25 protein-coding genes and 1 riboswitch are annotated in these 25,678 nt (G+C 35.8%); of the genes, 18 read left to right on the forward strand and 7 right to left on the reverse strand.

The genetic code is table 11. From position 1 onward, the window contains the following. From BIV60_RS30035 to BIV60_RS09360, 3 genes are all read left to right on the forward strand, one after another. Positions 1-315 (forward strand): hypothetical protein (locus BIV60_RS30035; RefSeq protein WP_218145935.1); only part of this gene is annotated, 315 nt, incomplete at its 5' end. A 935-nt stretch (positions 316-1,250) separates the two neighbouring features. Then, complete coding sequence (locus BIV60_RS09355; protein WP_071355469.1) at positions 1,251-2,417, forward strand: acyltransferase family protein; 1,167 nt, start codon at positions 1,251-1,253, stop codon at positions 2,415-2,417. A gap of 193 nt (positions 2,418-2,610) precedes the next feature. Continuing rightward, the gene (locus BIV60_RS09360; RefSeq protein ID WP_071355470.1) at positions 2,611-3,687 is read left to right on the forward strand and encodes an acyltransferase family protein; all 1,077 of its coding nucleotides are present in this window, start codon (positions 2,611-2,613) and stop codon (positions 3,685-3,687) included. A 162-nt stretch (positions 3,688-3,849) separates the two neighbouring features. Here BIV60_RS09360 and BIV60_RS09365 read toward each other — a convergent pair whose 3' ends face one another. Further along, a complete protein-coding gene (locus BIV60_RS09365; protein ID WP_071355471.1) occupies positions 3,850-6,519 on the reverse strand; it encodes a right-handed parallel beta-helix repeat-containing protein in 2,670 nt (889 codons plus the stop codon). Positions 6,520-7,021: 502 nt separating this feature from the next. Between BIV60_RS09365 and BIV60_RS09370 the strand changes: the two genes are divergently transcribed. From BIV60_RS09370 to BIV60_RS09395, 6 genes are all read left to right on the forward strand, one after another. Then, on the forward strand, positions 7,022-7,291 hold the full coding sequence (locus BIV60_RS09370) for a hypothetical protein (protein ID WP_071355472.1): 270 nt from the start codon (positions 7,022-7,024) through the stop codon (positions 7,289-7,291). 84 nt (positions 7,292-7,375) lie between these two features. Beyond that, the gene (locus tag BIV60_RS09375) at positions 7,376-8,161 is read left to right on the forward strand and encodes a ribosome small subunit-dependent GTPase A (protein WP_071355503.1); all 786 of its coding nucleotides are present in this window, start codon (positions 7,376-7,378) and stop codon (positions 8,159-8,161) included. Further along, positions 8,158-8,433 (forward strand): PqqD family protein, encoded by a 276-nt coding sequence (locus BIV60_RS09380; RefSeq protein WP_256218359.1) that lies wholly within the window; start codon positions 8,158-8,160, stop codon positions 8,431-8,433. Before BIV60_RS09375 ends, BIV60_RS09380 begins: the two co-directional genes overlap by 4 nt. Continuing rightward, on the forward strand, positions 8,423-8,878 hold the full coding sequence (locus BIV60_RS09385) for a S24/S26 family peptidase (protein WP_071355473.1): 456 nt from the start codon (positions 8,423-8,425) through the stop codon (positions 8,876-8,878). Before BIV60_RS09380 ends, BIV60_RS09385 begins: the two co-directional genes overlap by 11 nt. Positions 8,879-8,900: 22 nt before the next feature. Beyond that, positions 8,901-10,703 (forward strand): ABC transporter ATP-binding protein, encoded by a 1,803-nt coding sequence (locus tag BIV60_RS09390; RefSeq protein WP_071355474.1) that lies wholly within the window; start codon positions 8,901-8,903, stop codon positions 10,701-10,703. 18 nt (positions 10,704-10,721) lie between these two features. Next, on the forward strand, positions 10,722-11,795 hold the full coding sequence (locus tag BIV60_RS09395; protein WP_071355475.1) for a nucleotidyltransferase domain-containing protein: 1,074 nt from the start codon (positions 10,722-10,724) through the stop codon (positions 11,793-11,795). 26 nt (positions 11,796-11,821) lie between these two features. Here the strand turns inward: BIV60_RS09395 and BIV60_RS09400 are convergent, their stop codons facing one another. After that, positions 11,822-12,691 (reverse strand): metallophosphoesterase, encoded by an 870-nt coding sequence (locus BIV60_RS09400; RefSeq protein WP_071355476.1) that lies wholly within the window; start codon positions 12,689-12,691, stop codon positions 11,822-11,824. A 257-nt stretch (positions 12,692-12,948) separates the two neighbouring features. Here BIV60_RS09400 and BIV60_RS09405 point away from each other — a divergent pair, with 257 nt between their 5' ends. Then, a complete protein-coding gene (locus BIV60_RS09405) occupies positions 12,949-13,317 on the forward strand; it encodes a hypothetical protein (protein ID WP_071355477.1) in 369 nt (122 codons plus the stop codon). A 45-nt stretch (positions 13,318-13,362) separates the two neighbouring features. On the opposite strand, the gene BIV60_RS09410 is transcribed toward BIV60_RS09405, so the two are convergent. Continuing rightward, entirely contained in the window at positions 13,363-14,067 is a 705-nt protein-coding gene (locus BIV60_RS09410; protein WP_071355478.1) for a DUF421 domain-containing protein, read from the reverse strand. Positions 14,068-14,281: 214 nt separating this feature from the next. Beyond that, positions 14,282-14,364: riboswitch (cyclic di-GMP riboswitch) on the forward strand. A 32-nt stretch (positions 14,365-14,396) separates the two neighbouring features. On the opposite strand from BIV60_RS09410, the gene BIV60_RS28265 reads away from it, so the two are divergent. Next, positions 14,397-14,516, forward strand: coding sequence for an anti-repressor SinI family protein (locus tag BIV60_RS28265; protein WP_083402181.1), 120 nt, complete (start codon positions 14,397-14,399; stop codon positions 14,514-14,516). Between the two features lie 109 nt (positions 14,517-14,625). On the opposite strand, the gene BIV60_RS09415 is transcribed toward BIV60_RS28265, so the two are convergent. Next, positions 14,626-15,681: a lactonase family protein gene (locus BIV60_RS09415; RefSeq protein WP_071355479.1), complete on the reverse strand. Its 1,056-nt coding sequence runs from the start codon at positions 15,679-15,681 to the stop codon at positions 14,626-14,628. 284 nt (positions 15,682-15,965) lie between these two features. Between BIV60_RS09415 and BIV60_RS09420 the strand changes: the two genes are divergently transcribed. After that, positions 15,966-17,027 (forward strand): Gfo/Idh/MocA family protein, encoded by a 1,062-nt coding sequence (locus tag BIV60_RS09420; protein WP_071355480.1) that lies wholly within the window; start codon positions 15,966-15,968, stop codon positions 17,025-17,027. A gap of 120 nt (positions 17,028-17,147) precedes the next feature. Here BIV60_RS09420 and BIV60_RS09425 read toward each other — a convergent pair whose 3' ends face one another. Beyond that, on the reverse strand, positions 17,148-17,465 hold the full coding sequence (locus BIV60_RS09425) for a winged helix-turn-helix transcriptional regulator (protein ID WP_071355481.1): 318 nt from the start codon (positions 17,463-17,465) through the stop codon (positions 17,148-17,150). Between the two features lie 123 nt (positions 17,466-17,588). Here BIV60_RS09425 and BIV60_RS09430 point away from each other — a divergent pair, with 123 nt between their 5' ends. The 3 genes from BIV60_RS09430 to BIV60_RS09440 all read left to right on the forward strand — a co-directional run bounded on the left by BIV60_RS09430 (position 17,589) and on the right by BIV60_RS09440 (position 19,622). After that, the gene (locus tag BIV60_RS09430) at positions 17,589-18,356 is read left to right on the forward strand and encodes a DODA-type extradiol aromatic ring-opening family dioxygenase (protein WP_071355482.1); all 768 of its coding nucleotides are present in this window, start codon (positions 17,589-17,591) and stop codon (positions 18,354-18,356) included. A gap of 134 nt (positions 18,357-18,490) precedes the next feature. Next, the gene (locus tag BIV60_RS09435) at positions 18,491-19,201 is read left to right on the forward strand and encodes a DsbA family protein (protein ID WP_071355483.1); all 711 of its coding nucleotides are present in this window, start codon (positions 18,491-18,493) and stop codon (positions 19,199-19,201) included. A 4-nt stretch (positions 19,202-19,205) separates the two neighbouring features. Next, positions 19,206-19,622 carry a disulfide oxidoreductase gene (locus BIV60_RS09440; RefSeq protein WP_071355484.1) on the forward strand — a complete coding sequence of 139 codons (417 nt, stop codon included), beginning with the start codon at positions 19,206-19,208 and terminating at the stop codon, positions 19,620-19,622. Between the two features lie 56 nt (positions 19,623-19,678). On the opposite strand, the gene BIV60_RS09445 is transcribed toward BIV60_RS09440, so the two are convergent. Next, positions 19,679-20,095 carry an Lrp/AsnC family transcriptional regulator gene (locus BIV60_RS09445; RefSeq protein ID WP_071355505.1) on the reverse strand — a complete coding sequence of 139 codons (417 nt, stop codon included), beginning with the start codon at positions 20,093-20,095 and terminating at the stop codon, positions 19,679-19,681. Positions 20,096-20,330: 235 nt separating this feature from the next. Between BIV60_RS09445 and BIV60_RS30895 the strand changes: the two genes are divergently transcribed. The 3 genes from BIV60_RS30895 to BIV60_RS09455 all read left to right on the forward strand — a co-directional run bounded on the left by BIV60_RS30895 (position 20,331) and on the right by BIV60_RS09455 (position 23,641). Then, positions 20,331-20,426: a hypothetical protein gene (locus BIV60_RS30895; protein ID WP_371261519.1), complete on the forward strand. Its 96-nt coding sequence runs from the start codon at positions 20,331-20,333 to the stop codon at positions 20,424-20,426. Between the two features lie 51 nt (positions 20,427-20,477). After that, positions 20,478-22,022 carry a glutamine-hydrolyzing GMP synthase gene (gene guaA, locus BIV60_RS09450; RefSeq protein WP_071355485.1) on the forward strand — a complete coding sequence of 515 codons (1,545 nt, stop codon included), beginning with the start codon at positions 20,478-20,480 and terminating at the stop codon, positions 22,020-22,022. 308 nt (positions 22,023-22,330) lie between these two features. Then, a complete protein-coding gene (locus tag BIV60_RS09455) occupies positions 22,331-23,641 on the forward strand; it encodes a purine/pyrimidine permease (protein WP_071355486.1) in 1,311 nt (436 codons plus the stop codon). Positions 23,642-23,792: 151 nt separating this feature from the next. Here BIV60_RS09455 and BIV60_RS09460 read toward each other — a convergent pair whose 3' ends face one another. Next, positions 23,793-25,202 carry an APC family permease gene (locus BIV60_RS09460; RefSeq protein WP_071355487.1) on the reverse strand — a complete coding sequence of 470 codons (1,410 nt, stop codon included), beginning with the start codon at positions 25,200-25,202 and terminating at the stop codon, positions 23,793-23,795. Between the last annotated feature and the right edge of the window lie 476 nt (positions 25,203-25,678).

Here is a 25,678-nt window from a genome sequence, read left to right on the forward strand (position 1 = left end):
GTAGTGAGTGGTGGAAATAATTATTATTTATCCACAATTTTTTTAACATTAATTTGTTTAGGACAAGGATCCTTGATTTCCAAGATTGGAGAGAAATCTTTAGGTATTTATGTTTTACATGTGTTTTTAATTAATATTAGTAATACAATTTTAACCCATTTTGATATGAACTTTTTAAGGGAAACAATTTTCTGGAATATTTTATTCCCGCTTTGTATCTTTATTTTTTCATACTATTCATATGTTTTTATTAAATATATTGGAAGAAATATAAAATTAAAGAAATTTAGTTCTCGTTCAAAAGCTACATATTAACTCAACTATCGTCAATGTGAAATCGGCAAATAAAACCTGACATAATTAGAAAGGCTGGAAGTCTCCTGCCCAAGTTGACTTTGAATAAATTTTTGATTTTTTTATTTGTTTTGTGCAAATTAGTGAAGGCCGATTATTGCTACAACCTTGACGGCCTAATTGGGGCGATTTCTTTCATCAAAAATAGACTATCTATCGTGAGTTGATTGGGGTCACAATAATTTTGCCTTGACAGAATAAAATGTCCAAAATCAACAGTTGTATAGGAAATAATGCATCTACATACAAAACGGTTTAGAAATTTGATAATTTTAAAGTGAAAATCGATATACAAATGCATTTCTTTTGATTCGAACGATTTCTTTTTTGAAAGAGTACAATGGGGACTAAGGATGGAATGGTATGCTTTTTTTATTTTTGCTTTGATTAAATGCAAATTTACTAATTATAAAACGAAGAATTCCTTTTGTTCAATCCTGTTACTTTTGATCCTGTTCGACAAGAGTTTTAACAAGTGGAGGCATTGTAATCCAATAGCTTATAAGATCATAATTACCTTCAATCTCATCAACTATGCTGCCGGGATTATTTTTTTGAAATTTGTCCAGTTCCAGATAGTAATGGATCTTTGCTTCATTGATAGCTACAAGTATTCCTGCCAGTTTGTTCAGTGTTCTGCAATTCTATGACTTTGTGTTATCTTTGAACAAATGGAGGAAAATTCAAATGCACTAAATGTATAACTAGTTAAGGGATTTCCAGAATCAAATTTTTTTCTTCCATCCGGTAATAATAATTAGCTAATAATTACTTTAAGTTTTTTCTCCTTAGTTTAATTTTAACTTTTTATTTTGATAAATCCCTAATGGGTGAGGTTAGGAAAAGTCGAACCTTTTTTGGGGTTGCTAACATAAATGCGGAGGGGATTTATAATAATGAATCAGAATGAACGTATGAAGGAATTAGACTCGATGAGGGGACTAGCTGCAACATCAGTTGTATTATCTCACTTTTTAGGTGTTGTACCTCTATATTTTGTAATTTATCTATCTAATTCTCCATTTCACATATTTTGGGCGGGGCACGAAGCAGTCCTATTTTTCTTTATTTTAAGTGGATTTGTTTTATCACTACCTTATTATAATAATAAAAATCAAGAATATAAAAATTACCTAATTAAAAGAATTTGTAGACTTTATATACCTTATCTAACATCAGTGATAATAGCTGTATTGCTTTTGATATTAATACCTCGTATAAAAGCACCTGAACTAACTGGATGGTTTAATGGTATAGCCCCACCTATCACTATATGGCAGATTTTAAATCACCTTTTACCTTTGGGGGATTTTCAAAGCGCATCATATAACTTTGTAATATGGTCCCTTGTACATGAAATGAGAATATCAATATTCTTTCCTTTTTTGATGTATTTTGTTTTAAAATTCGATTGGAAAAAAGTCATTTCATTCGGGGTGATTATATCTGTTTTTTGCTTATTAACTTGGTATTCTAGTATAAAATTTTTCAAATATGATTTGGTGAAATTTGATACCTCATACCTGTTAACTTTACACTACATCTCTTTTTTTATGATAGGAGCGTTATTATCTAAACACCGAAAGTTCTTTAATTCTATGTATATGAGGATATCATTAGGATTCAAGTTATTGATTTTGGCTATAGCAATTTTGGCATATACATTTTCCTGGTGGTTTTTCCATAATGTATTTTTCTTACATTTTCAATTTATCGATGATTGGGTTATTGGATTAGGGTGTTCAATCTTTATAATCTTCAGTGTGAATTCTAACATAATAAAATCAATTATGTTATTTAAACCGATCCATTTCATTGGCGAAATTTCCTACAGTTTATATTTGATTCACGTTCCTGTCTTACTTTCATCTGTTAATATTTTATATGAAAAATTGCCCATAGGCCTAATTTTAGTTAGTTCTTTTGTATTCTCATTTATAGCAGCAAGTCTAATGTATTACTTTATTGAAAAGCCTTCTATCAAACTTGGAAAACTTTTAACAAGTCCAACTTTGACATTAGAAAAAAATAAAGTTACAAAACGCGCATCCGTAAAAATATAAATCTTTTTGTTCAGGATAGGAGCATATTAGTTTAAGCCTACGCGTAAAACTTACTTTTATCTTTTATTAAATATACCATTATTGGATTTATACCTTGAAAGTACTGTTATAGTTGGCAATGTTAAAAGGGTTTTATGCGGAATATAAGGAATTGGTTTAATTTATAGATTTGGAAAAAAAAGGGGACATAAAAATGGAATTCACAAAACAAGATATGAAAATGACTAAAGGAGTGGCGATCATGTTTATGCTGCTCCTTCATCTTTTTTGTAGGAAAGATGTCCATGGACTATATGATACATATCCACTAATCAATGGGGTCCCGTTAATTTATTATATTGGTTTATTTGGGGATGCATGTGTGCCCATTTATTGTTTCGCCAGTGGATATGGATTATTTTTGAGTATTAAAAATTCCAAAGGTCAAACCATCAAAAAGAACGGAATGCGTATTTTTAAATTACTAATTAATTTTTGGATTATATTGTTTCTTTTTGTGGGGATTGGGGGACTTGCTGGGAAGTCTGAAACATTGCCTGGCGATCCTATTAAGTTTATTCTGAATTTCTTTGTTTTATCGAATTCCTATAACGGAGCATGGTGGTTTTTGCAGACATATATTCTTCTAGTTTTATTAGCACCAGCACTTTTTAAGATTGTAAGAAAATGCAATTCCTATGTTTTGATTTCTTTTTCCGGTTTCGTATACTTGATCACTTATATTCAACGAATTAAACATGTTATTGATTTAGGTGATAATTCTACACTGAACATGACTGTAAATGCCATTGTTCTATTAGGTACCTCTCAATTGCCTTTTATTGTTGGTGCAGTTTTTGCAAAAGAGAAAATCTATACGAAGATTTCTAAAAAATTTAATAGAATTTCGATGAAAAATGTTTTTTGTTTATTAGGTATTCTCCTTTTGGCTGTCATACATGGATTTTATGAGTCTATGATTATTGCTCCAATAACGGGAATTACCTTTATTTGTTTATTCAACCTTATTGATAAAAGTAAATTCCTTCAAAAAATTCTAGATTACTTTGGAACACATTCAACAAATATTTGGTTAACTCACATGTTTTTTTATATGACGATTTTCCCTAGTCTTGTTTTTGCCGTTAAATATCCAATACTTATTTTCTGTTGGTTAATTAGTCTATGTCTTATTTCTTCTCATATCGTTAATTTCATTTATAAACCTCTCATACTAAGAATTGATAAAAATAACTTGAATTTGAGTAATACAAAAAGGGCGATTGGATAAAAATGTGTCTTATTTGGTGGGAAAATGGTGAATTAAATACCTTTTCCCGCTACGTTTTATAAAGAGCATGTTACCTACAAGATATTTTTAATAAAAAAATCTCATATTTATAAATATAAAAGAAAACACCTGCAAAAGCAGGCGCTTAAAAAGGCTTTTCACTTAGTTCAGTGGTCCAAATTTTTTAAAAACAGCCGTTCCTCCAACTAGTTTCCAAACTTGGAAGTCCCTCTTTGTCCAAACTATAGTACCATCAGTTACAGTAGAGGAAGTCCCCCACGTTGGTTCGGTATTGCCGCTGGCTCCGGCCGATGTACACTCATAATAACTGCTTGCATTATTTGTTGGTAAGACTTTGTCTCCAATACTATATATAGAGTTTGCTGTCCAGATAGGTATTCCGGCAATGTCTTTAACTGTAGAATATAGTGGGGTAGTTGGAAACACAGGCATTACTGTGGAGGATTTTGCGCCCCAAATAGTAGCATAATAAATATATCCATTTACGGAAATTTTATCTGCAATAAGATATGTCTTTGAAGCTTGCCAAGCCGGATAGATATCAGAAAAACCCTCTACTGTGCAAACCCAGCCCATAAATCCGTCGGTTGCCATATTACTATTTAAAATTTGTTTTCCTAATTTGAAATAACCGGTTGTTGGAATAGAGGTTGACCAATTGTATGGATCAATAACTCTATTAATTGTATTATTTTGGAATGAAGGCATCTGGGTTTTATCAACCGAAAAAGTAACATTATCCTCTAAGGTATTGTTAACAAAAATGATTTTAAATTGATCAGGAGTCGGACTAGGGCAGTTAATTGCCTTCATGGCCAAATTAGATTTAAATCTATTTCCATCCACGATTAAAGTCCCTCCTGTTACATTCAACCAATATCCATCAATCATACCAGAAGAAGTAGAAATGGCATTTGAATAATCGAATAAGTTATTTAGTAGTTCTACCCTTCCTTGTGTTTGTGCTGAAAAATAGAAAGCTGTACTAGACCCTCCATTGAAGGTACAATTTATAAACCTCGCTAATTCATTATTTGAAAAACTAAATAAGCTATATCCATCCCAAGTAAAAGTACACCCTATAAATTCTACATATTTATTTGCGGCTAGATTTCCTGTATTATTAAACCTGCAATTCGTATAAGTGCCTCTTGGTATTTTTATTCCGCCGTTGTTATTCATTGACTTCTTGGTGTTTAGGAACAGGATATTATTATAGGACCATCCTTCGGTAGCAGTTACATCACCGTTAAATATTACACTTGAAGAACCTAATGAACCTTCAAATATACAACCCGTCATGGTTTGCGGATATGTTCCCGCTGAGAATCCTGCACCTGTTATAGCATTATTATAATCCGTGTCAATTGTAAATTTACAATTGGAAACTGAAACACAATATGCTTTAGGTCTGTTTACGTTTAATGAACTATTTAAAAAAGTATTATTATCGACTAATGCTGGTTCAGTTGTTCCATTATTTATATTTACATTAGTTCTATGAAGATGATTATCACTTATCACACATTCACCATTAATATTGACACTTGTATCTTTAAAATAATTTCCTTCTATAAATAATTTCCTTGCACCAGCATAACCTGTAATGCCAATACCTCTCTCAATTTTATTATTCCTCACATGGAAGTTTTTCCCTTTAACGAAGATTAATTGCAACGGGCTGTCATGTAGAAAATTATCTTCAATCCAAAGATTTTGATTTAACGCATAGTTATCTTCAACATCTAATGCGGCAGAAGGCCCAGTACCGCTTATATGATGAATATCATTATTTTTAACCCAAACAAATTTTGCCCCCTGTAATGTAACTCCTAGTCTGCGGGTATGGTGGATATGGCACTTTTCTATGAAGGTGAATTTTGGTATTTCCATACTTCTTAAAGTTAGCCCGTTACCTGATGCTGAAGGAATATTTGATTGATGCAGTACTATTTTTGCACTAATAGCTCCATCGGGCAGTGGGATCTCATCATAAAAATCAACGTTTGTTAAGGATGAGTTAAATGTGCCGTTAGTATTATAAAAAATAATATCAAATGGCAATGTGCCATCAATCTCTGAGCCAACAGTTTGATAACTAATATCCCCGTATATACCAAAAGTTTTCCATTTAATAATTTGAGGGTTAGTTAAATCTATGAAAATATTAGAACGGATTTTTGTTGAATCCGCTATTAAGTTACCATTAGCAGTATTGATTGAACCTGATTCAAATGTGATAGCATAAGTTTTAGTTGGAGTGGTAGTAGTATAAATTGCTCCGCCTGTTGCAAATAAAGATACTCCATCTCCTGTCAAATCTAAAAATTCAATATTATCAATTGTAATAAAGCGGGTGTTAGTTCCTTCACCTTTTGCAGTATTTACGATATTGGGAACTAAGACACCCATTCCCCATTCATGTGTGCTAGCTTGTCCAGGTGTTGTGTAGTTATGATTATATCGGTCGCCTTGAATAATCCCGTTTGTTACGCGGGAAAACATTTGATTTTGTTTGTAACTAATAACAGAGTAATTAGCTAACCCATTGTTTCGAATTCTTAGGGTAGCTCCATTTAAATTAAGGGTCATGAAACTTTGCGGCTGAATTGGAATTGTTTCATCAATTAGATAGGTTCCTTTTTGAAATACAAACTCTGTATATCCCTGTTGTGCAGCCCATACAATTGCATTGTTGATTCCATTTGAGTTATTTGTTGCTAATGTTTTATCACCGTAATCAGTAACGGTGTTCGAAACACCCCATTGGGTTAAATCTAAGACATAACTTCCACTGGGAAGAGTAGTCATAAATCCATGCCTCCAATTATTTTAAAATTTTAAAAAGCCACGTTATTTTATAATTCCTTATAGGATCTATAGGAGAAAGCAGTTGAATATTATTTTTTGATTAGAAATAGTTATAATTGGTTTTGAAAAATGTAAAATTAATTTACTTAGTAGGAGTTGGGTAAATGTTAATATTGGAATGCTAATTAAATAGTGGCTTTACCAATATATTTATTCCAAATTTTTTATTATGCGTAGACAAAATACTCTACTAAATAGCTTTTTTTATTTAAATCATAGGATTATAAAAGCAGAATTTTATTAAATGATTATCAAAATGAATTTTGATGAATTTTGTCGAATGGTTGTTCTTTAAAAGGAACGATATTTGGATTATACTTATTAAGTAAATATATAATTAGTGAATTATAACAATATTAAAATATATTTGAATTGGTAAAGCTTTTATTTTTTTGATTTTTTGTTCTTTATAATGAACATATTTCGATAAGGAGGTGAAAAAGTGATAGCAGAAAAAGTTTATTCAAAACCAATGGTCCTAAGCCATCAACCTATTCAGTTTGAAACTAGGCATTGTTGGAATCCTGGAAAAGGGAATAACCCAGATTCAAATGGTAATGGGGGAATACATTTCCCAAATGACAAAAATCCAAATCCAACCCCTTGTGGTGCAGGAACCCCTGGAAATGGAAACGGGAAGGGCAATGGTAACGGAAATGGTAAGGGGAATGGCAATATCGGTGTAGGCCAATGTAACCCTAAGGTTAACTAAAAGTAAAAAAGTATGGAAGTCAATGGGGTCTACTCAATGACTTCCTATGTAAATAATTTAAAGTTTCCCATTAAGGAGATCCATATGAAACAATTAACAACCAAAATTGGCGACCACTATATCCGTATCCTTTGCCACTCTCAAAAGCTCAATAAATTTTTCGAAAAAAGCTTTCCGGTATTTTTAAATAATGAAGATCAGCAAACCCATCTCAACATTAATATTAAGGACGAATACGGCGTACCTTTTAAAGACTATAAAGTTGAGATAACCAAGATGAAACAAAAGATTCTTTACCAAAGAGCTGATTACTTAATAGAAGTTGATTCTGAATACAAAGTTGCCACCATTTCTGCCCACGATGAACTTGCCCTAAAACATGCTTTAACCAATCTATATAGCGCATTCATCGTCCATCATCAATGGGGGCTGTTAATCCATTCCTCCTGTGCAATAGATAAAGGGAAGGCACATATTTTTTCAGGTCACTCAGGAGCAGGCAAATCAACAGCTGCGAGACTTTCCTATCCGAGGGAACTCCTTTCAGATGAAGCAACACTAGTTAAAATTACATCAGAGGGAGTCCAAGTATTTAACTCCCCATTCCGAAGTGAACTGGAGGCAGAAAAGTTTGAAGGCAATGCAGAATTAGCTAGTATTCAGCTCCTTAACCAGGCAATCCAAAATATCCGGGTGAGATTAGACAAGTCAGACGCGATTCTTCAGTTAATGGATAAAGTATTTTTCTGGCCACAAAGCAAAGAAGAAATGAAAACGATTATGAGATTAATGACGATGCTAGTGAAACAAGTGCCAGTTTATGAGCTTCATTTTCAAAAAAATAATACATTTTGGGAGCTAATATCATGATGACACCATATATTCAAAAGGAAAATGTTGAAACAACGGAGCTCGATGGTGAATGGATCCTCTTAAATACGGACCAATTAACCATTACCAAATTAAACGAAGTGGGCGGTTTATGCTGGTCCTTATTAAATAAAGAACAGACAGCAGAATCCCTTGCATTAGCGGTATCAGAAAAATTTAAATCGACCGAAGACAAGGAACAATTAAAAAAAGACATGGAAGAATTCTTATCTCATCTTGATGAGTGTGGGCTGATCGAAAATGTTAATTGATGAACATACTTTTATCCTTTTAAAAAGTACAATCAATAAAGACGGGTGGCTGGAACTTCCGGCATTCGGGTATAGCATGTATCCATTTATCCGCCAAGGTAATCTTTGCAGGTTTGTTCCTTGCGATACATCATCGCTAAAAAAGGGTGATATTCTATTGTTCCATTCCCAGGATTGCCGGTTAATTGCTCATCGGTTCATTGGGACTAAATGGATAAATCATCAACAACGGATTTTACTAAAAGGAGATACAAATCTAGGATTTGATTTACCTATTGGGGAAGAAAGAGTGCTCGGTAAACTGGTAAGTGTGCAAAAACAACATTTCAAGCTGTCTCCGAATCATTTTATATCAAAACTCTGGGGGAAGTTAATTCTCACCTTTCCCTGTTTATCTGGTATTCTTCAAAAATACTTAAATCGGAAATGGAAATTGCAATATTAATTGAATTTTGGAGTGGCCAAATATGAGGGAACAGATTGAATCACTTATAAAACAATATTTTACCATGAAGGACATTCGCAGAGCGTTAACCTTTGTCATGCCCTATATATTGAAACGTTGGAAGGCTTATGTATTGATACTCCTGTTATTAGGGGTAGATATTTACTTAACAATAGCCTTTGCAAAGTATTATGGGGACCTGACGGATGCGGCAATTCATGGCGGATATCATCAGGTTTTATCGTTAGTTCCATATGGTGCATTCCTGATTCTTGCAAGCATTGCCTCAAGCGTATCTTATACTTACTGCAATTTATTTGCGACCAACGCTGTAAAAATGGATTTAAAAAATCATTTTTTTCATCATGTTCTCAGATTGCCTGCAGGAGATGCTTCCAACTACCGTTCCGGTGAATTAATGTCCCACTTTTCTAATGATATCCATGGGGTCGATGGTGTAATTGGCAGTAGCCTTATAAGCCTTATTCGTTTGCCGATTATCTATATTGTGGTCTTCATTTATTTAGTGCAAATCAATTTGACTCTTTGTTTAGTGAGTCTGATTATTGCCCCCATCGCCGCATTATCCGGTTTGGTATTTGGATTATTACTACGGAAAAATGGCAGATCAATTCACCAGTTAATTGGAAATATTAATCATCATTTAAACGAAACCTTTCATGGTTTTACGATTATCCGTTCTTTTACATTGGAAAGGCTCCGCTATCATAAATTCGTCAAACAAAATCGGGAATTGCTGAATTTAGAATTAGAAAACACTAAATTTCAAAGCTGGTATAATACCGGCGAGCAGATTATTGGTTCTATCACTTTTGTTCTAAATCTTTCAATCGGTGCCTTGTTTGTTTCAAAAGGAGAATTAACAGTTGGTGCTTTGTTGACGTTTTTGAATTTGGTTACTCATTTGTTTTATCCAATTACGGGAATGGCAAATGTGTGGGCCGGTTTCCAACGTTCGGTTGCCGCTTTGGAGCGAGTACTGGATGTCCTCGATAAGCCCGCTGCTGTTAACGAACTGCCAGCTTTTTCACAGCCACTCAATATTGTAGACTCAATCGAGTTTCGTGATGTGACGTTTGGTTATGTGGAAAATCAAAATGTTTTTGAACATTTTGATTTGACGATTCCCGCGGGAAAAGTTGTCGCACTTGTGGGCCCGAGCGGTGCGGGGAAGAGCACGCTGTTTAACCTTATACAAGGGTTTTATCTGCCACAAGCAGGGGAGATTCGGATTGCCGGTAAATCCATTCAGGAGTTAACTGCTTCGGAGTTACGAAGCTCAATTGCCCATGTCCCACAGGAAACCTTTCTTTTTGCTGGAACCGTTCGTGAAAATCTCTTAATCGCCCGGCCGAATATTACGGAAAAAGAAATGGTCGAGGCTGCCCTCCATGCTGAGATTCATGACTTCATCCTTTCACTGCCAAAAGGATATGATACGGAAATCGGTGAAAATGGAATGAAATTATCCGGCGGCCAGAAACAACGGATGGCTATTGCCCGGGCGATTTTAAAGGATGCTCCTATACTTTTATTGGATGAAGCGACATCGGCTTTGGATGGAGAAACCGAATACTATGTGAAAGAAGCGCTTGATCAGTTAATGGAAGGAAGGACCACCATTGTCATTGCCCACCGACTATCTACCATCCAAAATTCAGACCTTATTCTAGTGATCGATAATGGCCAAATCGTTCAACAAGGGACACATAATGAATTAATTAGGGAGCATGGGCTATATCGTAACTTAAATGAAACTTCGTTTACTAAACTAAAACCGTTGGCCATTGTGGCAAAATCATAAAAATGAGGTGGTTCTGTAATGATTGAATTAATAAAAGCGATCTATGGGCAGGGACCATTACCTCAAGACAAATTCTATTATCATCATGCAATGAACGATATTGAAGAGGATGGGATTGCCTCTCAACTATACTTTTTGCTAAAAAAACAAGGGAAATTGGAGCAAACACCGGATTTCTTCCAGCTTTTTTTAAAAGAAAACTATGAAAAGGCATTTTATCAAAATCTGTTTATCAAAAGTCAACAAAATGAAATCACAGGGCAGTTTGAGAAACAGGGTATAGATGTTATTCCTTTAAAAGGAATCCATTTAGCCGAAATGGTTTTCGGTCATGTTGGGGCGAGGGCCACATCTGATATTGATTTATTAATTCGGATAGAGGATCTTGAAAAAGCGATTGAGGTTATTCATTTACTTGGGTTTACAGTAGAGGAAGCACCGATTCCCGGCCACTTTCATTGCAGCTATAGCAAGAAACTGCCGAACTCTGAGATGCCATTAGTAGTGGAATTGCATTGGAGTCTTGTCAAACAGAGTACATCAAAATTTGACATTGATGACCTATGGAAGGATGCAAGAACGGTTGAGAGATATAAGCATATTAAAGAACTAACTCCTAATCATACTTTTTACATGATCTGCCTTCATGGCTGGAGGCATAATCTGGACTCCATGAAATATTTCATGGATATCATTCAAGTCCTTTATCTCTATCATGTAGAACTGGATTTTGAGGAAATATTGAAACTTGCAGCAGTTCATCAAACACATAAAAGAATGATTCGAACCTTATCGATCCTTTATTTGCAGTTTCCTTTATTAAATGAAATGAAACCGTTCATTTATAAAAGAGATTTTCCACTATGGAAGTATCGCAATGCCAAGGGGTTTAAAAAATATCTTGATTTTCTGGATTACCAATTGTTTAGCTTCGATTCAGCTAAACATAGTTTTGTTGAGTTTATTCATTGGTTAGTGCCATCCAAGTACGAAATTCCCGACCAACTGTCTGACAGGGAAGGACTGAAAATGTATCTCTTTTTATATAAAAAGAGAATAGCCGGTATGATTAAGGCATTATTTTCAAATTAAAAGAGGATGACTTTAAAAGTTATCCTCTAAGTCGTTAAATGGAACACTGTAATTTCCGGCCTGCAATGAAACCTTACCGCAAGCTTCGTCGTACCAATCCCCCGGTTTACGTACAATGGCATTTTATTTTCTCCAATTTTATATAACCCATCCGAATATTTACTGGCGAGAACCTGTTTAATAATGGGGCCATAAAAAGGAAATCGTATTTGGCCGCCATGGGAATGTCCCGAGAATTGCGCACTAATTGGGTGCTTAATACTTTCATCCGCAATATCGGGTTCATGGGCAAGCAGGAGCACACAATCTTGCTGCGTTCGTCCTTCTACTGCTTTTCCGATGTTTGGATTCCCATACATTTGATCATCGATTCCGGCAATATAAAGGCGCTGCTGATCGACCTCAATAAAGTCCTGGTTATTATCCAATACATGAAATTGAGAATTTTTTAGTACGTTAATCACCTGGTTTTTCGTATAAAAATCATGATTCCCGATTACGGCCCATTTTCCCCCACGAAGCCCATTTAACGATTGGAGCAGGGGGATAGCCGGTTCTGGTTTATAATTCCCAATCTGTACCAAGTCTCCCGTAAAGAATATAATGTCTGGCTTTAAACCATTTATCAATTTAATCACATGTTGAAAATCGTCTATCCCGTAATGAAAGCCTAAATGAACATCACTAAATTGAACAATCCGCCAGCCTTCAAATGCTTTAGGAAGGTTTTTAATTTTTAGCTTTACTTCTTTTACCTGGTACCAAAACCGTTCTATTTTAAATGAGTAGGTTCCCATCATGATTCCAGCTGCCAGCAAGCCCAAATACATTTTTCCTGATTTTTTTAGAAAGGTTCTTCGCGTAAGTACCTTCTTTTTTGATTGTAATTCTGTCATATATAACCCCTTTAAGAGTGCGGTATATTAACGATAAGTGTTCTTTTTAAAGAACATTATAATCCAATTACCGTGGCTTCTCAACCATTAAAAATAGATGAACTCTGCTTGTTTATCTTCATGCCATAATGAGTAGGAAATTTATCCTGGTAAAATTGAAAAATAAATTTACAAATTAAGAAAATAGGACTAAAATTCTTAATAAGGGATGTTTTTGTTCTTAATAAAATTAATTGTTGTAAGGGGGGATAAAGTATTTGAAACGGATAAAAGAACTAATTTTTATGGGAATATTCATTGGGTCACTGATCATTCCTACTTCTGCATTAGCTTCTTCAAATACAAGTCAATCAAGTTCATACACTGGAATCAACCAATTTATTTCTGACCTTTTTTCTTTCTTTAACAAGGATTCTTTAGGAACGGTTCAAAATACATCAAAAAATAATGTACCAAATAATCAAGCGAGTGATGATTGGTGGGATTGTTTTTTAAAGTGGCTCTGTAACGAAGAAAAACATGATGGCAAGGATGATGACCAATGCAAAGATAAAAAGGGAAAATGGGGCAATGAGGATGGGTGTTTAAGTTCAGCGGAAATTTGGAAAAGATGGTATTGTAACTAGTCATTACATACAAACAGCTGTCTTTATTTCTTAAGACAGCTGTTCTTATTTGTATAAAAATATCTTTAAATTTTCCTGATGATCTATTGTTCCCAATAGAATATTAACAACTTCAGATTGGTATTGTGCCTTTAACTTGTCTTTTAACCAATTTTCCTCTTTGTTTAATTGACGCAGGATGTGATAGTGGATTTTTCCCTCTGTTATAATTGTTTTTGGTAAATCAAACGGTTCTGTTTTCATTTGATAATTCGAAGGTGTCAGTGGTTCATATTGGGGATCGAGAAAAATAGACATTTTACCGTCCGCTTCCCATAACGCCAATGCTACCTTTTTAACGTCTTCTACTTTTTCCTTTCGTAATTCTGCTAATAAATATTCAATTGAAATTCTAGCTTTCAATAATCCTTTGTATAGAATTTCACCATCCTTTATTAGCGGGAAGGGATCAGAATCCATTAATTTTCGAAAGCGGGGCCATTTTAGGGTTAGGTAGACGCATAACATATATAAGACAACGATTATGATTGTGGAGAGGATGGAACCTTTCATTCCAATACTATGGTCTGATAATGGATGGGCAATGATATTCCCCAGCATTAAGGCAATGATAAAATCTAATAATCTTAACTGGGATATAGCACGGCTTCCCATAATTTTTGCTGAAAAAAGCATAAAAAAGAAAGTAATGATTGCTCTTAAACTCCATTCGATTGTTGTTAATGAATCCTGTCCATGTAAAAAATCCACCTAAACCACCTCTAGTAAATAAAGACTGTTTTAATTTATTATGTCTACTTGGTGGAAAAATAAAAGAATGAGTGAAGATTAATGGATTCGAAAAGTTTGTAAGTAGTTTTTTTATCTTATTAACGTATTAAAAAATCTTGTCGAAATTTTTGGAATTAAATATATTCGGTATAGTGAACTTTTATGGTAATATTTTCATAGATAATAATTTGTAAATAGAAAACGGCAAACCTCTCGAAAGGGTGGGACGCAAAGCTACAGGTCTAAAGTGCTAACTATGACGGCTGAGTTGCCTAAAATACATTTATTTTAGGAGGAAAGAAAGAAAAATGGAAACCCCATTGATTAATGAGAAAGAACTAGATGATGAATGGATCGACCTTATTCTTCAAGCTCGAAATTTGGGAATCTCCATCGAAGAAATTAAGGAGTTTTTAAAAGTTTCCTAAGGCCAAATTATGGTCTTTTTTGTTTCCTGTTTAATTTAAATAAGAGGCCTACTTAGAATTACCAAGTAGGCCTAATTGTCAGAGGATAACTATTGGGTACATACTCAATTTAATAATGTAAAAACTTTACACAAACAGGATAAGGGACCACGATATTTTTTTCTATTAATGTAAGCGTCCCGGTTTCGACATCCCGTCTATAAAGGACAAGATTGCCTGATTCCTGGTTAGAACCAACCAAATACTTACCAGTCGGATCGATTGAAAAATCCCTTGGCCAATCTCCTTCCGAGGAAACACGCTCAACGAAACTTAACTCACCTGTAGCTTCGTCTACCCTAAACACAGCAATGCTGTTGTGCCCGCGATTCCCGGCATAGACAAATCTGCCGTCAGCGGAAATATGGATACCACTGCCTTGATTATTCTCCGTGAAATCTTCCGGAATTGTGGAAATAAATTGGTTCGGTGTAAAATGGCCATCTTCTGAATGATAGGTGAGGAAAATAACCTCTGAACTAAACTCCGTCATCACATATGCGAATTTTCCGTTTGGATGGAAGGTAATATGCCTAGGGCCGCTTCCCGGAGGGGTAGATAGACGGTTTACCTCTTTTAATTTCCCATCCTGGTTGATTTCATATGTAAGAAGTGAATCCGTTCCTAATTCAACGACTGCAATATATTTCTCATCAGGAGTCACCCCGGCGAAATGTGTATGAGCCTTTTCCTGTCTCGAATCCGGACCTGAACCTACATGCTGAATAACGGAAACAGGGGGTTGGATTAAACCAGTTTCAGCGTCAAGCATATAAGATTCAACGGTTCCTTTATGATAATTTGCACTAAATAAAAATTGATTTTTACTATCCATGCTCACATGGCAAGGGGAAGATCCCGGAGCTAATTGCGTATTCATGGGAGTAAGCCCGCCAGATTCGCAATCAACTGAAAAAGAAGCCACTCCGCCTTCTTCCCCTTTTTTGATAACAGCATAAAGATATCGATTATCTATACTAATGTTGAGGTAGGTAGGGTTATCCAGTTCAGCAGCTGCTTTTATATTCGTAATTTTTTCATTCGCTGTATCAAGAGTAAAAGAATAAATTCCTTTACTATCTCCTTTGGTATAGGTTCCGATATAACCCTTAAATTCATTGTTCATCTTTTTCGCCCCTAGCTAATTTTTTCCTATTATTTTATCATAAGAATTTTAAATTTATTTAATAGGGAGTCTTATAGCCAACAAAATCCTAAAAAACGGGTAGTCTGGAGAGCCTCCACCTGCATTTAAGCTGATTAATTTCAAATTTACTTGAAAGAGCAGAGTACGATACAATCGTATTAAGAGTTGGTGATTAATCCCAATTTTACAAGAATGAAGAGTAGAAACATCTGAAATAATCACGTCAACACAAAAAAACATAGACCAAAGGAGGAGAGATTTGGATGGGGAAAACGCTAAGAGTTGGAATTATTGGTGCAGGCGGTATCGCAAAGGATGTTCATATTCCAAATTATTTAAAATGTGGAGAAAAGGTTGAGTTAGCTGCTATTTCTGATGTGGTTAAGGAAAAAGCCGAACAGGTAGCAAATGAATTCAATATTCCACATACGTTTACAAGCTATGAAGAAATGTTTCAAAAAGTTGAATTGGATGCGGTAAGTATTTGCACACCAAATAAGTTCCATTATCCTGCCACTATTGCTGCTTTACATGCGGGGTGTCATGTTTTATGTGAAAAGCCGCCGGCGATGACTGTAAAAGAGGCAGAGGAAATGGCCATTATGGGCGAGAAGGCAGGAAAAATTTTATCCTATGGGTTCCATTTCCGACATGCTCCGGAGGTAGAATTGTTAAAGCGGTTTATTGACGATGGTGAGCTTGGTGATATTTATGCCGCACGGGTAACGGCAATGCGCCGTAGGGGAATTCCGGGCTGGGGTGTATTTACAAACAAAGAGCTGCAAGGTGGCGGGCCTTTAATTGATATCGGTGTACATATGTTGGATACTGCTTTATATTTGATGGGCTATCCGGAACCCGATACTGTGTTTGGGGTGACCTACCAAAAGCTAGGGAACCGAAAAGGGGTTGGCCTCATGGGATCATGGGATTGGGAAAACTTCTCTGTCGAAGATATGGCACGCGGCATGATTACCTTTAAAAACGGTGCTTCGATTATATTAGAAACAGCATTTGCTGCCAACGTTGAAAAAGCAGATGAAATGAATGTGACGTTAATGGGGGACAAGGGCGGAGCAGATGTTTTCCCACTTAAAATTTATCAAGAAAAACACGAGGCGTTACTAGACATCACTCCTGCTTATCTACCAAAGACAAATTATCATGAACTTGAACTTCGAAGATTTGTAGATGCATGTTTGGAAGATAAGACTCCATTAAGTACCCCGAAACAAGGTGTCTATTTACAACAAATTATTAATGGGCTTTATGAGTCAGCACTTAAAGGTGAGGCTGTAAAAATTAGTGAGAATGTTTCTGTATAAATAGAATTTTGGAGGAAGGGGCGGTTAACTGAAATTAACCGCTTCTTGCATAGTGACGACCGAACGAATTAGTTTTCCCTCATTCCGGTAGCTTATCCGTCACTCGCTTGCTTCAATTTTTTATTTAAAAATTTCAACCCATTCCCCCGACCACTTTTCAATTTCCCTTATAATCGGCTCCATTGCTATCCCTTTTTCCGTTAAAGAATACTCAATTCTGACCGGTGTTTCCGGATATACCTCTCTTTTTACAATTCCCTCATGTTCCAAATCTTTTAGTCTTTCTGATAGAAGCCGTCCACTGATGGGCAAGGAGGATTCAATGTTGCAAAAACGCTGCGGGCCGGATAGAAGTTGATAGATAATAAAACCAGTCCAACGCTGGCTGAGTAATTTCATAGCCTGCTCAAATTTAGGGCATAATGATGATTGATTCATGTTCTTTCACCTCTATAATATTCATTATACCGATTAAAATTGTATAGTATCAATGTATTACTTGACGCAATAACATTACGATATTATAGTTAGTTACATAAAGTAAGTAAAGGGGTGTAAAAAATGCTGCCATCTTTATTTTTAGCACATGGTTCACCAATGTTAGCGATTGAAGATAATCAATATACTCGATTTTTAGAGAACTTAGGACAGCAATATCATCCAAAAGCGATAGTGATTTTTACTGCTCATTGGGAAGCGGCAACGTTAACGATTTCATCTTTAGATGAATCATATGAAACGATCTATGATTTCAATGGATTCCCACCAGAGTTATATGAAATTAAGTATCCCGCAAAAGGTTCCACTATGTTGGCACAACAATTAAAAGATAGATTTGCAAAAGCGGGAATTCCTGCAAATCTGGATCCAAAGAGAGGGTTAGATCACGGCTCTTGGACGATGTTATCCAAAATGTATCCAAATGCCGATATTCCGGTTGTTCAGGTTTCTGTTCATCCATTTTTACCTCCGGAAACGCAATATAAGATTGGCGAGGCGTTAAAAGGGCTTGGACAAGAAGATGTTCTTGTCATTGGCAGTGGTGTAACGGTTCATAATTTACGTATGGTTAACTGGGACGCAAATGAACCGGAACAATGGGCTGTTGCCTTTGATGACTGGCTTTTAAATAAAATTCAACATCAGGATTTACAAAGTCTTTTCCAATATCAAAATTTGGCCCCAAATGCGAAGTATGCTGTGCCAAGACCGGAACACTTTGTCCCATTTTTCATTGCGATGGGCAGTGGAAACGGTTTAGATCAGGCAAAAGCCATCTACCGCGACTATGAATTAGGAACGCTGAGCTATCTTTGTATGGAATTTTAATGAGTGCCATTTTCCAATGGCATTTTTTCTGTTTTATTAACAATTTGTGAAGGATAGCCCTTTCTGTTTCACATAAGTAGACAAGTTTAGTAAAATTAAATTTATCAAAGAGAAGATTAGAGGAGTTTAAATCTATGGCAAATAACAAAAATAATACGAAGCAGCAGGGGAGTTCATCTAAGTTTACGTTCTGGATTATTGGCTTAATCGCTGTTTGTATTCTTGGTTTTATTTTTCTGGGAAACCACAACAAAAAAGTGGAAAAACCAGCATCCAACTCGAAGGTGGCGATTGATTATTCCGGCCAGCCGTTTCTGGGAAAAAGTTCAGCACCGGTATCTATCATTGAATTTGGCGATTACAAATGCCCAAACTGTAAGAATTTTGCTGATAGTGTGATTCCTGTTATTCAAAAAGAGCTAGTCGATACCGGAAAAGCAAAACTATATTTCTTTAACGATGCTTTTATTAATGTAGACTCAACGCGGGCTGCTAAATTTGCTGAAGCGGTATATCATGAACTTGGAAACGATACGTTTTGGAAATTCCATGAGCTTCTTTATAAAAAGCAGCCGGAAGATTCTAAATATGAAAAAATGGATGTTTATGATAAGAACTTCTTGGTGAATACACTTAAAGAAGTCACAAATGAAAAGGACGTCAACAAGGTTGTTGCCTATTTTGATGCAAAAAAGGCGGATGCAGCCTTTAATAAAGATATGGATTATGTAACAAAACTTGGAGTTACAGGAACTCCAACCATACTTGTGGACGGGAAGATGTTCCAAGGAAAAACACTTGATGATTTGAAGGATATGGTTAATAAAGCAGCAAAGGGGAAATAGGTAAATGAACAAATCCATACTTGTTGCTTGGGCTGCTGCCATTATCGCCACACTTGGAAGCTTGTACTTCAGTGAAGTGCGTCATTTCATTCCTTGTACACTGTGCTGGTATCAAAGAATTTTTATGTATCCATTAGTGATTATTCTTGGGATTGCCGGGTATCGAAACGATTTAACAATCTATCGATATGTTTTACCATTATCAATTATTGGGATGCTTATTTCTGGATATCATACTGTTTTGCAAAAAATCCCATATCTTCAGCAGTTTGAAATGTGTACATCCGGTGTGCCGTGTTCAAAAGATTATCTTAACTGGCTTGGGTTTATTACTATCCCATTGCTTGCGTTTGCAGCATTTACCATTATTACAATAAGCCTCATAGTTCTTGTTCGAGGAATCAAAAAAGAGACGATTTAGTCTCTTTTTTTGTAATAAAAACATATGCAAATATTTTCCAAATTGAATAAGCGGTTTTAGGATTTTAATTTTCCAATCGATAAATTGACACGATAGTTACCATGTTTTAAGAGGCGTTCAAGAAGTAATTCCATTTCCTTATTCGAGGCGAAGTGAGCAGTCAACAGATAGCATCCTTCTCCGCTAATCCGATGTGCTTCAGAAATTGCCTCTTCCGTATTGAAAAACGAATGAAATGCTGTGTGATTCTCTGACTTTACAAAAACAGTAATAAATGCAGTTACAGGCTGTCCGAGCTTTGCCTTATTTGTTGAAATCGTATACTGTTCAATGATGCCTAAATCCTCTAACCTGCGAATACGGTTTCCTACAGCCTGCCCTGTCATATGTATTTCTTGACCAATATCCTTCCATTGCATTCTTGAGTTTTCTTTTAGTAACGCCAGTATCTTAAGATCTATATTATCAATCATAATTAAAATCCTTTCATCGTGAAAGCTGAAGGTCATAAAGTGTTTCGCCAACTTATTCTGCTTATCCGTACTAGTCGCTATACTTAGTTATATCCTCTTTCACAAACTAGTCCAGCAGCTATATTTAGTTATAGCACAGAGGATCAGAGAAAATAAACCTATAAAGAAGAAAAGGTGAACGCAATAGGCTTAACAGTATGGTTATTCCTTTAGTCGTGAGCTTTACTTTTTAGCAGTGCATGGGTTTTTACATGTACTTAGTTATGATCTTATGACAGAAGAAGATTATGTTCGGGAAAGCAAGAAGAAATTCTTTCTTCTCTTGGATTAAATAGAAGAAAAAGGGATATGAAGCTGACGTGCAAAAAGACTTAATGCAGGAGTGATTAATTTGAAGAAACACGATTTTATTATTGTTTTAGACTTCGGAAGCCAATATAACCAGCTTATTGCCCGCCGTATCCGCGAGTTCGGCGTATACAGCGAATTGCATCCACATACGATTACGGCGGAAGAAATTAAGAAGATGAATCCCAAAGGAATTATTTTTTCTGGCGGCCCGAACAGCATATATGAAGATAAAGCATTCCATTGCGACCCGGCAATTTTTGATTTAGGATTACCCGTATTCGGTATTTGTTATGGCATGCAGCTTATGGCCCACCATTTCAGCGGTAAGGTAGAACGGGCAGAGCACCGCGAGTACGGCAAAGCGGTTTTGAAAGTAGAAAACGAGTCCCAGCTATACAACGGCCTTCCGGAAGAACAAGTGGTATGGATGAGCCATGGTGACTTAGTAACCAGCTTGCCGTTAAACTTTGTCACAGATGCAACGAGCGATTCGTGCCCGATTGCGGCAATGAGCAACGAAGAGCGTAAATTTTATGGGGTACAATTCCACCCGGAAGTGCTTCACTCTGAATACGGCAACGACTTATTGAAAAATTTCGTGTTCGATGTGTGTAAATGTACAGAAGGTTGGAACATGGAAAACTTTATTGAAGTGGAATTGGAAAAAATCCGCGAAACAGTAGGAGATAAAAAAGTGATTTGTGCGCTTAGCGGCGGTGTGGATTCTTCTGTTGTAGCGGTATTGATTCATAAAGCAATCGGTGATCAGCTGACTTGTATCTTCGTTGACCACGGTCTTCTTCGTAAAGGCGAAGCGGAGAGCGTCATGAAAACATTCAGCGAAGGTTTCCAAATGAATGTTATTAAAGTGGATGCGAAAGAGCGGTTCTTAAATAAACTTGCAGGTGTATGTGATCCGGAGCAAAAACGGAAAATTATTGGTAACGAGTTCATCTACGTATTTGATGATGAAGCGGAAAAATTAGAAGGAATCGACTTTTTGGCGCAAGGAACTTTGTATACAGATATTATTGAGAGCGGAACGTTGACTGCGCAAACAATCAAATCTCACCATAACGTAGGCGGGCTGCCTGAGGATATGCAATTTAAATTGATTGAACCTCTTAATACGTTATTTAAAGATGAAGTGCGTGCATTGGGTTCCAAGCTTGGCATTCCAGATGAAATTGTATGGCGTCAGCCGTTTCCAGGTCCTGGTCTTGGAATACGTGTGCTGGGTGAAGTGACGGAAGAAAAGCTTGAAATCGTGAGAGAATCTGATGCGATTTTACGTGAAGAAATCCAGAATGCCCGACTTGATCGTGAAATCTGGCAGTACTTCACGGCACTTCCTGATATACGGAGTGTTGGTGTAATGGGGGATGAACGCACATATGATTATACAGTGGGAATCCGTGCAGTAACTTCCGTTGACGGCATGACTGCTGATTGGGCGCGTATTCCTTGGGAGGTATTAGAGAAAATCTCTGTGCGCATCGTAAATGAAGTGAAGCATGTGAACCGCATCGTGTACGATGTGACAAGTAAACCACCTGCGACGATTGAGTGGGAATAACACACAATCACGACTGATAAAATGGAATAAACGCAATGGAAACGAACGTTCTTTTTATACGTTCGTTTTTGTATTTATTGCAAAAAAAGGTTTGTGCGAGGAAACCTCTAGAAATCATACTATGACTTCTTTAATATATGAAAAACTTAAATAAAATTGATTTTTTTTATATTATCCATATATAACTTCGGGTGTTAACATAAAGGTTGAAGAGAAAAAAAGAGCAGTTAGATTTTAAGTTTTGCTCCGATAATATTTTTCTACTATATCTTCCCTCAGGGGTAAAAAACAAATTAAGGTGAATTAATATGAAGAAACAACTTTTTTACGGTGGTTTAAATACTTTTCAATGGTTCATTTTCCTACTAGCAACTTCTGTTGCATTCCCTATTATAATTGGGAACGTATTTCATTTGTCAATTGAGGAAATTTCTGAATTAATGCAGCGAACGTTTTTCGTGATGGGGGTTAGTTCTTTTATACAAGGATGGTTGGGACATCGATACCCAATTGCTGATGGCCCGGCAGGTTCATGGGTTAGTGTGTTTGTGATTTTAGCGGGGGTTGCTATACATCAGGGCCACAATACATCTGAAACCTTACAATTCTTAGAAGGCGGGTTAATCGTTGCAGGCCTTTTGCTCTTCATTCTTGGTATAACCGGTTTAGTGAATCGGCTGCTCTTTTTGTTCACTCCTTTAGTTACAGGTTCCTTTATTTTTCTCTTAGCACTTCAACTTAGCGGTGTTTTTTTAGGAGGTATGATGGCATTACATGGAGAGCCATCCCGACCAGATTATGGAACAACAGCCATTTCATTCGGTGTATTTTTTCTGATAATTATGCTGTCTATTAAAGGGAAAGGGTGGATTAAAAGTTACGCCTTATTAATTGGAATTTTATTGGGATGGTTTCTATACTTTTTATTCGGTAAAACCTCTAGTACTTTTATCCGTTCAGATTCTTTGGTTAGACTTCCTGAAATTTTTGCTTGGGGTACTCCACGCTTAAATCCCGGAATGGTTGTAACTGCCATTTTGTTTACGTTTATTTTAGTTTCAAATACGGTTGCGGCTGTTACGGCTGTCAAACAGGCAGTTCCTAAATCTCAGAAAAGCGAGATAAAAACGATAAATCGTGGCAGCTGGGCTGGTGGAATTTCTCATTTTCTAGCTGCTGTTTTTTCCACAATTGGAATTGTTCCATTACCAGTTTCTGCTGGCTTTATCCGATTAACGGGGCAAAAAAGATTAGGGCCTTTCCTTATTGCAAGTATAGCTTTATCAGGTATAGCCCTTTTTCCAACGATCGTTAATTTTTTAGCCTTGCTTCCAGGCCCTATTGCCAGTGCTGCATCTCTGGCGTCATTTGTAGAAATGATAGGGATTGCCTTTCAGTCTATTCTAAGAGAAGAACTAGACCAACGAAGGTTGACCATATTAGGAATTACATTGTTAATCAGTATCGGATTAATGTTTCTTCCTACAAGTATATTTCAAGGTCTTCCTTCCATTCTGCAATATATCTTTAGTAATGGTCTGCTTGTCGGTACAATGATAGTAATTCTGCTAGAACAACTTTGGAAAAAAACAAAAAAGGAAGTCACTTTAGCGCAGTGATTGTTAAAGATCTTTTTCAAAAAACGGAATTTGGTTAAAATCATTCAAATTCCGTTTTTTTTATTCATTTTTTAGTAAGAGGCAGCTTAGTTATTAAGACTGTTGAATTTAATAGAATGCTTGAATTTCTGAGAAGAGATTATAGATCTTTTTAACCTTTTTCAAAGTAATTATTGGAATCATGATGTAATTCGGGAGGGAGTTTTTTGAAGAAGTTTGTGTTTAAAGCAAGATAAATGAAGCCAATTCCCAACCAAATAAGTCCAGCAGTTTTTGCAGCTATACTTAAATTAAACAAAAAGAACAATATACCACATAGACCTATTATAGGAAATAATAAGTTTCTGAGTAAGTTTATACCTCTACGCTTTTTCTGTTTAACAAAGAAATAAAATATAACCGATAAATTTACAAGTAAGCATCCAAACAATGCACCAAAGTTTACAAGTGAAATAAGTGATGTCAAATCAAGAAAAAATGCACTTAAGCTGATCGCTGCAATAAAAAGAATATTATTCGTAGGAGTTGATGTTTTTGGGTTAATGTATCCAAAAAATTTCTTTGGGATCACTCCTTCATTCCCCATTTTATACAGCATACGAGAGCCTGCGGTTTGTCCAGCCAAAGGACCAGCTATTGCACCAATAATTGTAAAAAAAGGGTATATCACCGCAAGGGTACTTAACCCTATCTTTTTGAAGAATTCAACCGATCCCGTATCAACGTTTGTGAATTCACTCCATCCAGTTGGCCAAGCTAGTATCATTAAATAGGAAACAGCAATAAACATAATTCCAATACCGCCACAAATAATTAGAACTGCCCTTCCTACATTGACTTTGGGTTTTTTTGCTTCCTCAGCAAGAGTGGTTACGGCATCAAAACCAAAATATGATAATACCAGAATAGATGCACCCGTAAAGATTGCATTCCAACCAGCACCTGGCTTAGATATTTCATCTAAGTTTAAAAAAGCTTGAAAATTAAAAAATGTTCCTGCTCCTCCATCATCTATAATATATTTACATATAAAAAACACAACAATCGCTATAATAGAAAGCTGGATAATAACAATCGTGTTATATACCCGTGCGGATAATTTGATACCAATATAACTAATCGTAGTCACTAAAATGGTTAGTAAAATGATCCATACAATTTTCGGTATGTTTGGGAAGAGTGTCCACAGGTAATTTGCTGCAAAGAAATAAGATAACAATGGGACGAGCAGATAATCCATCATTACAGTCCAGCCAGTTAAAAATCCTATATGAGAATTCATTGCACGTTGAGCATAGGTATAAGCAGAACCAGCAACAGGAAAAGCAGAAGCCATGCGGCTGTAACTATAGGCAGTAAACATAATAGCAATTGCAGTTAAGGCATGGGTAAGTGAGTACATCCCGTGTGTGATATTAGATACAACGCCATACAGATCAAAAATAGCTGTAGGAACTAAAAATGCTAACCCGCAAAAAACAAGAGACGGGAGTCCAAGAACTCTTTTAAACTCGTGTGCGGAATTGTTTTTTCCATGACCAAAATTAGTTTCATGATCCATATTATAACTTCTCCTTTATTTATAGATTAGTTAATATATACCTTTTGATGACCAAGCCCGTTTAACACCCCCAAGATAGTTTCTTTAAACATGCCCAATTCAGTTTGTAGAAATTTTCTTCTTTGCTCCTTTCGAAAAAAAGGAAAATGTCCTTAAATATTCCATAAGGAAACTATAAGAATATTTCTGTTTAGTGTCAACAACATTTTATAATTTTATGAAAATTTAAAAAATAAAATAAAAATTGCTGCCTTTTGACAAATAGAAAGATGGTAATAAAATTTTCATTAAAAATTTTATTTTTCAAGAGGTTGAATGATACGACAAGGATTTTACATACGGTGATAAAGAATACAGAAACGAAGGAGATGAGGGTAGGTAAAGGATCTACGTGTAAATCATTTTTCTTTGTGATGGAACACAAAAGTAACCCGAATACGGGACTTTTAATAACTGTCCAATATTCGGGCATTGTA

Origin of the sequence: Bacillus sp. MUM 116, from assembly GCF_001866655.1 — a bacterium.
GTDB lineage: Bacteria > Bacillota > Bacilli > Bacillales > Cytobacillaceae > Neobacillus.